Origin of the sequence: Foetidibacter luteolus, assembly GCF_009650435.1 — a bacterium.
In the GTDB taxonomy this organism is placed as follows: domain Bacteria; phylum Bacteroidota; class Bacteroidia; order Chitinophagales; family Chitinophagaceae; genus Foetidibacter; species Foetidibacter luteolus.
In genome coordinates this window covers 157350-171612 of sequence record NZ_VVIP01000008.1, presented here as the reverse complement: position 1 = coordinate 171612, position 14263 = coordinate 157350, and the positions used below count along the sequence as shown (strand labels likewise).

The 14263-nt window shown below is 46.0% G+C and carries 9 protein-coding genes and 1 tRNA gene; 7 read left to right on the top strand and 3 right to left on the bottom strand.

The window, feature by feature from the left end; translation table 11 throughout:
* Positions 1-164: 164 nt before the first annotated feature.
* Positions 165-1955 (top strand): hypothetical protein, encoded by a 1791-nt coding sequence (locus F0364_RS02610; protein WP_153796191.1) that lies wholly within the window; start codon positions 165-167, stop codon positions 1953-1955.
* 290 nt (positions 1956-2245) lie between these two features.
* Here the strand turns inward: F0364_RS02610 and F0364_RS02605 are convergent, their stop codons facing one another.
* Complete coding sequence (locus tag F0364_RS02605; protein WP_153796190.1) at positions 2246-3613, bottom strand: YeiH family protein; 1368 nt, start codon at positions 3611-3613, stop codon at positions 2246-2248.
* A gap of 23 nt (positions 3614-3636) precedes the next feature.
* Positions 3637-3867: a hypothetical protein gene (locus tag F0364_RS02600; protein WP_235920995.1), complete on the bottom strand. Its 231-nt coding sequence runs from the start codon at positions 3865-3867 to the stop codon at positions 3637-3639.
* Between the two features lie 605 nt (positions 3868-4472).
* Between F0364_RS02600 and F0364_RS02595 the strand changes: the two genes are divergently transcribed.
* From F0364_RS02595 to F0364_RS02585, 3 genes are all read left to right on the top strand, one after another.
* On the top strand, positions 4473-7025 hold the full coding sequence (locus tag F0364_RS02595) for a TonB-dependent receptor (RefSeq protein ID WP_153796189.1): 2553 nt from the start codon (positions 4473-4475) through the stop codon (positions 7023-7025).
* Positions 7026-7170: 145 nt separating this feature from the next.
* A complete protein-coding gene (locus F0364_RS02590) occupies positions 7171-7914 on the top strand; it encodes a DUF2490 domain-containing protein (protein ID WP_207632484.1) in 744 nt (247 codons plus the stop codon).
* 297 nt (positions 7915-8211) lie between these two features.
* The gene (locus F0364_RS02585) at positions 8212-9033 is read left to right on the top strand and encodes a serine O-acetyltransferase (RefSeq protein ID WP_153796187.1); all 822 of its coding nucleotides are present in this window, start codon (positions 8212-8214) and stop codon (positions 9031-9033) included.
* Positions 9034-9777: 744 nt separating this feature from the next.
* Here the strand turns inward: F0364_RS02585 and F0364_RS02580 are convergent.
* A complete protein-coding gene (locus F0364_RS02580; RefSeq protein WP_153796186.1) occupies positions 9778-12504 on the bottom strand; it encodes a TonB-dependent receptor in 2727 nt (908 codons plus the stop codon).
* Between the two features lie 359 nt (positions 12505-12863).
* Here F0364_RS02580 and F0364_RS02575 point away from each other — a divergent pair.
* The 3 genes from F0364_RS02575 (at position 12864) to F0364_RS02565 (ending at position 14246) form a co-directional block, all read left to right on the top strand.
* Positions 12864-12934 (top strand) — tRNA-Cys (locus F0364_RS02575).
* Between the two features lie 45 nt (positions 12935-12979).
* Positions 12980-13888, top strand: a complete 909-nt coding sequence (locus F0364_RS02570) for a PIG-L family deacetylase (protein WP_153796185.1) — start codon at positions 12980-12982, stop codon at positions 13886-13888.
* 34 nt (positions 13889-13922) lie between these two features.
* Positions 13923-14246, top strand: coding sequence for a hypothetical protein (locus F0364_RS02565; protein WP_153796184.1), 324 nt, complete (start codon positions 13923-13925; stop codon positions 14244-14246).
* Positions 14247-14263: the final 17 nt, after the last annotated feature.

Below are 14263 nucleotides of genomic sequence, written 5' to 3'. Positions count from 1 at the left end.
ACCTGTACTGCCAGAATAAAGCCCCACAAACAACCGAACGTACAAGTGAGTGACACAACCAAAGCCCAACAATGTTCCGTCGCTGGTCCCCAAAAAATCGTTACTGCTTTTTTATATGGCCGCCAGGCATTATCTTTTATGCCCATAAACCTAAAATAACCCTGATGCACCACAAGCTTTGCTACCTGTTTGCCTGCCTGTTTTTTGTAAATGCGCTGGCTGCCCAAAACACCTGTTTAAATGCCAGCAGGGTTGAGGTGCTGCCCGTTTTCTTTGTTCCGCAAAATGTGGCTTTCCCCGATGCTGCCGACCAAAAAAGCAGGATACAGCAACACCTGCTGTGGGCACAAAAAAGGTTTAAGGAAATGTTGGGCAACAGGTCTACCTTCAGCATTGCAGATACCGGCTCCATTACCTACTTTGGCAAAAGACAAGACAGTTACTACAAAGCGCAGCCAGACAGGGGCGCTGCCGCCTACCTGGAAGAATTGCTGCCTTATATTGGCTATACCCGCTTTAACTGCCCTTATGTTATACTGGTAATTTATATAGACTACAACTATAACTTTCCGCTGGCAGGCGGCCGGACGTTAAACGGCGGCATCAATTCCGGCGGTGGCGTTATCATTATGTCTGGCGCAGACCTTAAGTTTTCCGCCATCTTTCAATCCACCCTGCAGCACGAGCTTGGCCACGGTTTTAGCCTGCCGCATATAGACTCCTACGGATACGATATGAACAGCAATGCATCCATCATGTCGTACAACCTAACGCACCAAACCAACTTTTTTGAACCCAGCCCCACACCCGGCATTTTAATAGCGGAAGACATACGCAACCTTTCACTAAATAACCTGGCGCTGCCAGACCTTGAGTTTGACTCAACCAAAGACATACCTGCCGGCTATAACATATACCCGCATGTACCGCTGGTTGGCATTATGGATATTCCCGGGCAACCGCCGTACCGTATTACCGTTACCACTACATCAGGAGAAACGTATGGCTCAGCCGCGGGCAACCTGGTACAAAACGAAATAAAGCTCAGTTACCCGGGTATGCCTTTTGCCTACGACCAGCAGAACATGTGGCATTCCGGCGAAGTGCCGGGCTGGGCAACGGTTACCATTAAGTTTCCCGTAACTGTAACACTTGACAAGGTAGGCCTGCATACACAACACAGCGGCATTTACCAAAAGGCCGACAGTGTAAGAATAGACCGTTACAATAACAACAACTTTACCCGTGTGCTGGAGCGGCCCCTGCCCGGCGTAGACGAATACATTGCTTTTGCCCCGGTTACAGACAGTGTGTTCAGGTTTCATTTTAAGCCGGGCACTTCTAAAATGGTTACAATAAGGGGCATTGAATTTTTCAACAACAACGAAGTTGTTTTTCCGCCTGCGGTGCCTTATGCCTTAAGAGATCCGCAACGCAAACTATTGCCTTCTAAAACTGCATTGAACGCACCTGCTGACAGCAGTATTATCAACGCTTTTACAACACAACTTTCGTGGGGCGGGTTAAGAAGCGCCATGTATAAACTGCAGATAGATACCTGTAAGGATTTTTGCCAACCCATTACTGAAACCATTGTTACCAATACCAGCTTTACCTACAATGTGCCGGTGGCGGGCAAAAAATATTACTGGCGGGTAAAAGGCCTAAACAATACAGAGCAAGGTTTTGGGGAGTGGAGCAACATCCGGCACTTTGTGCACAAAGCTGTAAGCGTATATTATTTTACAGGCAATGGCAGTTATTTTACCGCCTCTAACTGGCAAAACAATGCCATGCCCCCCAACCCTGTTACGGCAGGTATAGAAGTAAGAATAATTAGCGGCGCCGGCAAAGAATGCCTGGTAGATAAAGCGGTAACTTTTGCAAATGGTTCTAAACTTACCATAACCGCCAATACCAAACTAAAACTGGGTGAAAACCTGGTAGTAAAATAACGCAGGATAAAAGAATTTACAGGGGGTGCCCCCAAGCTATCGCAAGGGGTCGGGCTTTTCGCTATTACTCCGGCACAAGACCCGACGCACAAGACCTTCACCGGGGTAACCGCTTCAATCCCTCACCCGAAAGCCCGTTGCCGGTTACAAGGCTGCTGGTTGCCGGTCTGTTGATGTGTAAGTGGTTGAGATTTTTTAGGGTGATGATGTGTAATTGCCGCTAACATTGAACGTTGAACAAAAGAACATTGAACAACCAAAGCCCCGTAGGGGGCGGCATGTTAGTAGGCCTACAACCCGCCGAACTTAAACAAAACACCTCCAAAAAGTAAGTAAGCCCAAAGCAACGTCCAGAGAATATTAAATACCTGTGCACCTATAAAAGCCAGAGCCGGGCGGCCGCCTTCAATTTGCACAAGGTCTTTAAACCGGGCCTCCAGGCCAATGGCTACAAAAGCCAAAGCAAACCATACCGTACGCAGGCTGTTAAGTATGCCGCTAACCTCTTTAGTGGTAGCCGGGGAAACAAGAAAAGAAAACAATAAAGACGCGGCTATAAAACCCAGCACAAATTTTGGAAAACGCTCCCACACAACACCAAGGCCGGGTTTTTCTCCATTGGCATTTACCGCATTGGCGCCCTTGCGGTACGTCCACCAGATGGCTATAAAAAATGCGGCTATGCCAATCAGTACATTCTGCGAAAACTTGATGATAACGCCGGCCTTTAACGCCTCCGGGCCTACCAATGCAGCGGCAGCGGTTACAGACGCTGTAGTATCCAGCGTTCCACCCAGCCATGCGCCGCCCACAATTTCAGGTATGTTCAGTTCCTTTATCAGCCAGGGTTGTAAAATCATCATGGGTAAGGCTACCAGCAGTACCAGCGTAGTAATGTAAGAAAGCTTTCTTTTATCACCTTTAATAGCGCCGCTGGCTACAATGGCCGCGGACACACCGCATATTGCCACCGCTGATGCGAGTATTACCCCAAACTCATCATCCACCTTCAGCTTGCGGCTAAGCCATAACGCAAAAAACCATACAGCCGCCACCACCAATACAGATTGCAATATGCCGGGCAGGCCTGCCTTCACAATATCAGTGAACAATATGCTGGTGCCCAGTATAACAAGCCCGGTTTTTATAAAGAATTCAGACCTGGCGGCTGTTTTTAACCATTCCGGAACGGTGGTTAAATTACCAATCAGCAGCCCGGCTATCAAAGCGAACACCACATATTCTATACCGTAATAGTTAATCACTTTGTTACCCGCTATAATCAACGACACAACGCCCAAAATAAATACAACAGAGAACCCCGCCAGGTACTTTTTTACATTGCCGCCGGAAAGTGCAATGGCCACAGACGAAAGCACTGCAAAAAGCACCCCTATAGCTGCTATAAGCAGCAGGTTACCGCCTGATAACACTTTACCTGTTAATTCAGCCGCATTATCCCAGCGATAAACAGGCGCGGTAAACTTAAAGCCTTCTGCCCAACCTGCTATGGCCAGCACGCCTGCGATAATAGCGGAGGCAATAAGCACCGCCCACCAGTCTTCTGTAAGTGTACCAAAAAAACTTTTGCCTGCAACTGAATTATTGTTTTCTTCTATACGGTTTTCTTCTAATTCCATTAGGTTTTGCTGTGCCATGAACAATGGTTTTATGGTAAAGTTTATGTATTGCTGATGTTTATCTTAAAAATTTCTTTCAATGCTTTTTTTGCAGCATGGTAACCGCACATGCCATGTACACCACCACCCGGTGGTGTTGAAGAAGAGCAAATGTACATTCCCTTTTGAGAGGTTTTGTAAGGAGACAACCGCAATGCCGGCCTTGTAAACAACTGGCCTATATCAATGATGCCGCCATTAATATCGCCGCCAATGTACATTGGCCCTGCCAAATCTGTAGGATTAAAAGGTTTAATTTAATTAACATTTTCGGCTAACCGGCATAAAGCTTAGCCCGGCCACACATTCGCCAGCCTAAGTATTTTACATTAGGAGGTAGTTAGGGTGCCCCAAAGCTATCGCAAGGGGTCGGGCAGAACTGCGTTCGCAACCTTCGTCAAAGCAACATTCAGTTGCTTTTCCCCGCTTGTGCTATTACTCCGCCGCAAAGAAGCGCTAACCACCTTTAGGGGGAGTTGGAGGGGGTTGCTTCAGCGGGGTAGCCGCTTCAATCCCTCACCCGATAGTGCCACCTGCTGTTTCTTCAGGCGTTTACTTATAAAGGTGCCGTTATGCAACAGGCTGCGTTGAAATAACAGGTAACCCGTCAAAAAATACTACTTCCCCAACGATATTTTATTCATCGCATAATTTATTAATGCTGGCAATCATTTCATTTTCAACGCCTTACTATAACACAATAGAAATTCTAAAATTTATTCCCTACTAATTTAATAGATTAATAGCTGACCTACCTATATTTGCCTATCGGATTTATAGGATTTAGTGATTATCCGGGCTAATTTAACAGCCGTATCAGACATCAAAACTGACAGACATGACAAAATCGTTACTCTTCATTGCTTCTTTTCTTTTGTGGGCCTCTTCCTCGTTTTCACAGGATGTGATTTCCGGTTCTGTACAGGATAGCCTTGGTAAGCCCCTGCCCGGCGCATCAGTAAACATTAAGGGTACGGGCGCATTCGCCATAGCGGATGCTAACGGTAACTTCAGCATCACCGCCCGCAAAAAACCTCCCTTTACATTAAGGATAAGCTCCGTAGGCTTTATACCGTACGAACTGGCAATAACGCAGGCAGCCAATGCCCCGCTTGTTGTAAAGCTTACGGCGGAAGACCAGTTGCTGGAGCTGGTAATTACATCCCGCCGACGCCAGGAAACAGCGCAGGATGTACCTATCCCTATTTCGGTTGTTGGCGGCTCACAAGTTGCGGATGCAGGCGCTTTTAATGTAAACCGCCTTAAAGAGCTGGTACCAACTGTACAGCTCTATTCCTCCAATCCCCGCAATACAACGCTGAACATCAGGGGCCTGGGGTCAACTTTCGGCCTTACTAACGATGGTATAGACCCCGGCGTAGGCTTTTATGTGGACGGTGTGTATTATGCCCGCCCTGCCGCAACCACACTTGACTTTATTGACGTTGAACGCATTGAAGTGCTGCGTGGCCCACAGGGGACACTGTTTGGCAAAAACACTACCGCCGGCGCCTTCAACATAACCACCAGCGCACCCAGCTTTAAACCCGGCGCTACTTTTGAGTTAAGCTACGGCAACCTGGGATATATACAGGCTAAAGCCGCAGTTACCGGCCCGCTGGGCAAAAAACTGGCAGGCAGGCTTTCTTTTTCAGGTACGCAAAGAGATGGCGTACTGTACCACGTGGTACAGCAAAAACGCATTAACGACCTGAATAACCTGGGCTTCCGCGGCCAACTGCTTTACACCCCCAGCGATAAGGTTAAGATTACGCTTACTGGGGATGCATCCCGCCAGCGGCCCGAAGGCTATGCGCAGGTTGTGGCTGGCGTGGTTACCACCCAGCGTGCCGCTTACAGGCAGTTTAACCAGATTATTGCAGACCTTAATTACAAGCTGCCCAGCCAAAACCCATTCGACAGGCTGGTTGATCACAACACCCCCTGGCGTTCTGGCAACGACCTGGGCGGTATATCGCTAAATGTTGATGCCAAAATTGGCGGGGGCACACTTACCTCTACTACCGCCTGGCGCTACTGGAACTGGGACCCCAGCAACGACCGCGATTTTACCGGCCTTTCTGTATTAAGCCTTTCTCAAGCTACTTCCAAACACAAGCAGCTAACACAGGAAGTGCGGTATGCAGGCGATTTGTCGTCACGCCTTAGCGGTGTAATTGGCGTTTTTGCCATTAGCCAGGACTTAAAAACCGACCCTGAACATATTGAAGAATCAGGTGATGCACAATGGCGTTTTTCGCAAAGCTCCACCAGCGAATTATGGAAGACGCCGGGATTGTTTGAAGGATTTGGCATTAAAACCAAATCCCGCTTAAAAACTTTTGGCGGAGCTGTATTTGGGCAGCTTGACTGGGCCATTACCGACAGGCTGCATGTATTACCTGGCGTAAGGTACAATTACGATAAAAAAGAAGTGGATTACGACCGCAAAACTTACGGCGGGCTGCAAACAACAGACCCTGCATTGATTGCGCTAAAAAACGCGGTTTATACCAACCAGGCTTTTAACATAGATGTTAATGAAAGCAATTTCTCAGGCCAGTTAACGGTGGCCTTTAAAGCCGCCAAAGGCATTAATACTTTCGCCACTTTTTCAACCAGTTACAAACCTGTAGGTGTAAACCTGGGCGGCCTGCCTACGGCCAATGGACAAGTGTTGCTTGACCTTGCCCGTATTAAACCGGAATATGTTACGCATTTTGAAGCGGGCATCAAAACCACCCCTGTTAAAAATGCCACCTTAAACCTAGTATTTCACCATACTGACATAAAGGATTATCAAACCCAGGTACAAACCGCTGAGGTGGGTGTTAACCGCGGTTACCTGGCCAATGCGGATAAAGTTCGCGTAATAGGCGTGGAACTGGATGCCAGCATAAGAACCAGCAAAAACCTTTCACTTTATGGCGCGCTGGCCTATACAGATGGTAAATACATTTCTTTCCCTAATGCGCCGGTACCACTGGAAGAAACAGGCGCACCTACCTCATTTAAAGATGTTGCCAAAGGCAAACTGCCGGGCATTTCCAAATGGGCAGGCTCTTTTGGCGGTGAAGTAGTATTTGCACGTGCAAAAGTGTTTGATGAGAACGCCAACTTCTTTTTTGCCCTGGATAGTTACTTCCGTTCTTCGTTCTCATCCAGCGCATCGCCTTCTAAATTCCTGAATATTGATGGATACTTTTTGCTTAACCCCAGGCTTGGATTTAAGGCTGCGGCAGGATTGTCTTTGTTTGTATGGGCCCGGAACGTTTTGGATAAAGATTACTTTGAACAACTTTTACCGGCCGCAGGCAATGCAGGTCATTACGCCGGTGTATTGGGCGACCCGCGAACCTATGGCATTACTTTACGTTACTCAGTGAAATAACTGATACTTTTTTACTATAAATAAGCTGATGGCCCTTGGTTTAATTAACCCGGGGCTATCGCCTTCATAAGCAGATTGGATGATGTTTCTTTTTAGCAAGCTAAAGCTTAAGCAACCACGATGTCTTAAATGTTTAATTGCAGTTATGCTGTTTTGTGTAACCCTGCATGGTAATGCCCAGACAACTTATAACCACCGTGTTTTTTGGGGACGGGCCGTATTGGCAGACAGGATTACAGACAAGCTAAAATGGGAAGTATACCTGCAAAAACGTACACAAAACATACCGGGCGAAAAAAGTCCATTTGGCGGGCCGCATTTTTTTAGCGCCTGGACATGGCTAAACTATAGCTTTTCCAAAAGCCTTAAGCTGTCGGTATCGCCTTTGGGTTATTTTGATTCCAACATTTTCTTTACCTCGCCGCAGGATGCTGATTTACCCGGCGTTAAAGAATTCCGCTGGACGGTAAGGCTTGAACAGGAGCAAAAATTCAAATGGCTAAATTACTCGAACAGGTACTCCGTGGAATACCGTACCCGGGACCTTAGCAACAAAGGCATTTACCAGCCCAACTGGCGCATACGGTACCAGGCGAAATTGGAAAAGCCTGTACTAAACCTTTTATCCAAAACAAAACCAGTATCGTTTATACTGGGGGACGAAGTGTTTATACAGTTTGGCAAAGCGGTAAAGGCTAATGCAAACATATTTGACCAGAACAGGATTTACGCCGGGGTATCCTACGAGGTGATAAAGAATATAAAAACTACGGTAAGCTATCTTAATATACGGCAGCAAAGAATAAACGGCAAAGATTTCGATAATGCGCATGTGCTGTGGGTGGTGGTTGCTTTTGATAATTTGTTCAGCCAGTTTAAGCACAGTTAGCAAATGCAGCGGCACAATAAACGCAACCCGGGGTATTACGCAAGAGTGATTATTGATGAACCTGCCTGCAACAGCAGCAACAGGTTACACCTTGGGTGAGGGATTGCAGCGGTTACCCCGGTGAGGGCCCTGGCAGCGGAGCCCTGTGCCGGAGTAATAGCGGAAAGCCCGGCCCCTTGCGATAGCTTGGGGACACCCCCTGAAAAATATTATCGCCTAAACAAAACAATACTGCCCGCAATGATTTTGGATCGTTAGTTTATTGCTGATGAATAGTAAAATGTAACCTGTAACAAGATGCAAAAAAATAATAACAGCCTGATTGATTTGCTGCGCAAGACACACAACGCGGAGTGGGAAGCTACCCCATCCACACATGACGCGATTGCATGGCTCACGGACCTTGTACAATTTCTTTTTCCCAGCAACCACCTGCCCAAGCAATCCTCTTATCACGGCATTCTTAAAAAGAACCAAATTGACCTGGAGAATTTGCTATTGAGCTATGTTAATACCAATGAACTGGATATTGACGCTGTGGTGAATGCGTTTTACAACAAACTTGAATCTATCTACAACAACCTGCGGCTTGATGCGGTAAAAATATATGAGTTTGACCCGGCAGCTTCCAGCATTTACGAAGTGATTGTTTCCTATCCCGGTTTTTATGCAATAACCGTGTACCGGATAGCACATGAACTTGTAAAACTGCATGTTCCTGTTTTGCCGAGGATTTTAAGCGAATTCGCACACCGCAATACCGGCACAGATATCCATCCCGGGGCCAAAATAGGCGTACCCTTTATGATAGACCACAGCACCGGCATTGTTATAGGCGCCACCGCCATAATTGGAAACAATGTATCCATATACCAGGGAGTTACATTGGGGGCATTACAGGTTTCCAAAGAACTGGCCGAGGTAAAGCGGCACCCAACAGTTGAAGACAATGTGATTATTTATGCACGCACTACTATACTGGGCGGCAAAACGGTTATTGGCCGCAACAGTATTATTGGCGGCAGTGTTTTTCTTACCAAAAGCGTAGAACCTTACTCACGGGTTTTTAATACACACCAATTAAGAATTGAAGTTGAGCGTACTACAAACGATGCTTAAAAAACGTTAAGCATGCGCTACCGGTGTAACAGCAGGCCGCATTTGTGATAGGCTGCAGTTGCAAAACACCACCGGCAAGCACCGGTGCCTGGTTTATACTGCGGGCAAGCTGAAAAGAATTAATGCTGCTGACTGGCTGCCGGACAATGTCATTAAGTTAAGGTTGTCAGCCTGAGCTTGTCGAAGGCGGATTCGTGAAAAAGAAACTTGCATAACCCGGTTTCGACAAGCTCAACCTGACATTCAGAGCTTAACTTAATGGCATTGGGCTGCCGGATAGAAGCGGAAACCCCGCTGAAGGTTCGGGCGCAGGGTTTGCAGCGGATAGCCGGAACTGCAGTATGGCGATGGATGTGAAGCTGAAAGCCCCAAATGCTTTAATAACGTGAGTTTTGGGTGTCGCACATGCCTGTATTCAAAACCCTTATTTACTTTTTTGTCTTGACACAAAAAAGTAACAAAAAAAGTCAAGGAAGAAACGATGTACAGCACGTTTCTTCCCTTCGCCCTGATTAAACTTTTGTACTACTGTGATTTCAGCAGTAGAATATTCTTCTACAAGGCACACTAAACTTTATGATGCAGTTAAAATGAATGATTCTGCCTGATTTTTATTTGTATATAGCTGAATATTAATATAAAAGATCCCAAACTCACGTTTAATACGTTAACCGGTTTATACCGGGCGTAAAAATGCCCGGCTTTTACACCGGGCATTTTTGAAATTTTGTGATAACCCTGCAGCTACTTTGCAGTTGGCAGGTTAAAGGTTAGCCGGCCAAAATAAAAAGCCCCATCCATACCCATTTGCACAGGCGCATATTTAAAGACGCCGAAATAGCTGTTGGCGTAAATCTGCTCATCGGGAAATACATTGAACAAGTTGTTGGCGCCAACGGTAAGTGTTACGTTGTTTAAAATTTTGTAACCCAAAGAAAGGTCGGTAACAATCTTTCCCTTGTGTTTTTGTATATCGCCAAAAGGAAATCCGTTGCGGGTAACCTGGCCAAAATATACGTTACGCAGGGTAACGCTGAATTTTTTAAACCCATACGTTAGAGAAAGGTTGGCCTTACTGCGGGGGGTACCTTCTACAATCAGGGAACTATCGGCCGGCGAAAAGAAAATTTGTTCCTGCCCTTTAAGCTGGCCCGGCACATGGGATGCAGTAATGGAATTCTTATTGATGTTAATGCCGAGTGACACATTGAAACTGTGGTTGCCCGATCTGATGCTGTAATCGGCAACAAGGTCTAACCCGATGGTACGTGTATCCACCGCGTTACTGAAAAACCTGGCAGAGCTTGCCCCAAGCGGGTTAAGTATATCCTGTATTTCCTGTACGGGATCGCCGAATGGATCGTACCCAAAACTACCGGTAAGAACAATCCTGTCTTTGATATTAATGAGATAGCCATCCACGGAAATGGTTAGATTTTTAACGGGTGTTGCAGTAATACCCAAGCTATAATTCAGCGACGTTTCCTGCTTTAGCTGAGGGATACCCAATGCTTTAGCAAGCGCACTGTTACTGGGGAAAAAACCGGCCTGCCCCAGCCTGTTATCGGGTAAAATGTTGGTACTGATATAACTGAAAGATTGCTGGTGCAGGGAGGGCGCCCTAAAGCCGGTGCTGATGGCGCCGCGAACGGCAAAACCATTGGTTACCTTATAACGCGTTGTAAGTTTACCATTTAGGGTTGAGCCAAAATCGCTATAGCGTTCAAAACGGGTGGCGCCGCCGATAAGCCATTTGGCTGTTACATCCAGTTCCGCATCGGCATAAAGACTAAAATTGTTACGGCTTTTGTGTACCGCGTTATCAGGCGAAAAACCAGGAAAAGATTGTGAACCACCTGCCAGGCCTGATGGATTTGAAACAGTTCCATCAGGATTGGTAACCAACGCATAGTTTTTCCATGAGGCTTCTTCGCCGGAACGGATGCGGTAATCATCTACCCTGAACTCGGCGCCAAACGCAAGGCTGAGTCCCGAGCCGATGCCTTTAAATAACCTACTGAAATCCAGGTTGGTGGTGTTTTGCAAAAATTCATGCCCACCTGCCTTAAAGCTTGTAGGAGAAGCACTTTCCAGCGACGCATTAACAGTATTGTTTACCGAAAAATCAAACCGGTTATTTCCGATGGTATTGCTGAAATCGCCATTCCATTCGCCTGCCCTGAATTTAATACCGGCAACGAGAGAACGGTCATGAATATCAGAACCTGTATTGGGTTGAAATCCGTTAGGGAAAATACTATACACATTAACGGAATAGTCGCTGGGCAGCCTGCGGAAACCAAACCCTTCTCCCCGACGGTAATTGTAGCCGCCAAAAGCATAAAATTCTCCTTTCCCGCTCTTGAAAGGCAATGACAAATTGATAAATGCAGCAATGTTTTTTATGTGGGCGTTGCCCACCTGGAAATTAAAATCATCCCTCTTCAAATCTTTTTGGGCCAACTGGTCATCATCATACTTACGGGATGCAGCGGGATCACTGGTAAAATCGTAAGCAAAATAATTATCCAGCGAAGACTGGTCGAAAATAATGAGGTTATGGTTCTGCGAACGGCTGGTTTTGCCACGGTTAAATGCTTCGGCGGTAACGTTAAGGTAGCCGCCGTGGCGGCCAAGAGATGTGCCGTAGTTGAGGTTAAGCTGGCCCAAGCCGCCATCTCCCTCAGAAGTTGCACCCCCTGTTACAGAGGCGAATAACTTATTTGTATTTTTTTTAAGCACAACATTTATTACGCCGGCAATGGCATCAGAGCCATATTGTGCGGCAGCGCCGTCCCGCAGTACTTCGATACGTTCTATGGCCGAAGCCGGAATGGCATTAAGATCTGTACCGACTGATCCGTTACCGATGGTACCCTGATTATTGACCAGCGAAGTGGTATGCCTGCGTTTGCCATTGATAAGCACCAGCACCTGGTCTGGACCTAGGCCCCGGATACTCGCCGGGTCAATATGTTCTGTACCGTCAGAGGATGATTGCCTGTTACTGTTAAAGGATGGCGAAGCATATTGCAGTAGCTGGTTAACATCGTTTTGCGCGGTATTTAACTGTAGCGCACCAATATTAAAAACATCCACCGGCACTGGTGTATTTAGCCGTGTTCTGCCGGAGGAACGCGTACCTACAAGCACCACCTCCTGCAAACTGGCGCTGGAAGAAACAAGCACAACGCTGAATGCAGACCGTTCTGACAGGTTGCTTTCGTAAACCTGGAAATTTAGGGCAGTGATTTGCAATTTTGCATCCGCTTGGGGCACCGTTAATGAGAATTTTCCACCGCTACCGCTAATGGTAGAGGTGCCCGAAGGCAGTGATTTTATGGTAGCGCCATCAACAGCGCTGCCATTAGCATCGGTTATGGTTCCGCTAATGGTTTTTGTTTGTGCGTAAAGGCCAACACTAAATAACAACAGGGTAATAACAAGCAGTTTTCGGAATAATTGATTCATATAGTTCTGGTAATTTAATCTACAAAATTAGTAGACTTTAAATGCAGTTACAAAATTTGTATAATTTTTGTTGCTGTTAAACATTTTATAATGCCAAAAGTTTAAACTTTTGCCACGCTACGCCAGATAGTAACAACTTAAAATAATTTTACCAACCACGGGCAGAATTAATTTTTTGCTTATTTAAACTGCATTATATTTGTCTACCATTTTAGTAGAATATAAATGAGGTTATGAATTACACTAACCGTTTATCCCAGGTGTTGTGTTACATTTTGCCCGTTGCATACAGCGGCCGCTCCTCTTGTTGTTAGAAGACGAATTAATTAATTAGCTGAGAATTATTTGCATTAGTAAATGGTCATGTGGCCGAGAGGCGAGGCAATGGTCTGCAAAACCTTATACGGCGGTTCGAACCCGCCCATGACCTCAACAGCAGCTATTGTTATACAGCTTGCCGGTATGAATAAACTGTATGAACAAACAAGTAACCATTTTTTTAACAGCAATACTTTTTTTGTGTGCGCAGGTACTGCATGGACAGGATAAAAGCACGTCCCCACGTGTATTGGCAATTGTTGCACACCCGGATGATGAGAGCATTTTTTGTGTAACCTTATACAAAATAGCCAGGGAATTGCAGGGAACGGTTGACTTGTTTGTAATCACGAATGGTGAGGCCGGCTACAAGTATTCCACACTGGCAGAACAGGTATATGGCGTTAAACTTACGGATGAAAAAAGCGGCAGGAGCAGGCTGCCGGGCATAAGAAAAAAAGAGCTGATGAATGCGGGCAAGATACTTGGCGTATCTAACTATTATTTTGCAGAACAGGTAGACAGCCGCTTTTGCCTTGACGAAAAAGAACCGCTGGATACAAGCTGGAATACATCATCAATAAAAGAAAAGCTGGCAAAGGTTTTAACGGATAACAAGTACGATTACGCCATTTGCGTTTTGCCGGAGCCTTCGCAGCATGGGCAGCATAAAGCTGCCAGCCTGTTGGCGTTAAGCACCATTAGCTCCCTTCCCGCAGATAAAAAACCACTTGTTTTAGGGGCGCTTGTACGTAATAAAGCAGACAGCACTTTTAAATTTTCCGGTTACGGAAACTATAGTGAAACAGCTACACTTACAGATACAGCCCTATTCAGAACAGACAGAACAGCCTCTTTCAGTTATGGCAACCGCGTTAACTACAAGGTAATTGCCAACTGGGAAATAGCAGAACATAAATCGCAGGGGGCAACTCAGATGACAATGAACGATGGGGACTACGAAGAATTCTGGTACTTTAAACAAAACGGAAACGAAGGCCTGGAGAAATGCAGAACTTTTTTCAGCCAGTTAAAGCAGGTGCCTTATGCAAGGCAAACTTACTAACTGGTAAACCTTGCTATACATAAATATACTTAGTATGAAAAAGCTGGTTATCCTATTATCCGCAAACTTTTTATTGTTTGGTTTTAGTAAACCTGTCACCCCTGCAAGGGCCTACACTATCAAAGGCGCTATTATAAGCAGGAATGACAACAGGCCGGTAAATAAAGCGTACATTATTGCTATAGCGGGTGAAGAAGAATCGCTGAGTGATGTAAATGGCCAATTTAAGTTAAGAACCTGCCAACCATTGCCTGTTAAAATAAGCATACAGCACAACCTGTATGAAACTTCTGAGGTTACTGTTGCAGACACAACCAAACCATTACTGGTACAACTGGAAAAACAGGCGGTGAAATAATCGACCCGCCTGTGCAT

Excerpts from the sequence above, each read along its gene's own strand:
- F0364_RS02610 (WP_153796191.1), top strand. The coding sequence starts at position 165 with ATGCACCACAAGCTTTGCTACCTGTTTGCCTGCCTGTTTTTTGTAAAT.
- F0364_RS02605 (WP_153796190.1), bottom strand. The coding sequence starts at position 3,613 with ATGGCACAGCAAAACCTAATGGAATTAGAAGAAAACCGTATAGAAGAA.
- F0364_RS02595 (WP_153796189.1), top strand. The coding sequence starts at position 4,473 with ATGACAAAATCGTTACTCTTCATTGCTTCTTTTCTTTTGTGGGCCTCT.
- F0364_RS02590 (WP_207632484.1), top strand. The coding sequence starts at position 7,171 with ATGCTGTTTTGTGTAACCCTGCATGGTAATGCCCAGACAACTTATAAC.
- F0364_RS02585 (WP_153796187.1), top strand. The coding sequence starts at position 8,212 with ATGCAAAAAAATAATAACAGCCTGATTGATTTGCTGCGCAAGACACAC.
- F0364_RS02580 (WP_153796186.1), bottom strand. The coding sequence starts at position 12,504 with ATGAATCAATTATTCCGAAAACTGCTTGTTATTACCCTGTTGTTATTT.
- F0364_RS02570 (WP_153796185.1), top strand. The coding sequence starts at position 12,980 with ATGAACAAACAAGTAACCATTTTTTTAACAGCAATACTTTTTTTGTGT.
- F0364_RS02565 (WP_153796184.1), top strand. The coding sequence starts at position 13,923 with ATGAAAAAGCTGGTTATCCTATTATCCGCAAACTTTTTATTGTTTGGT.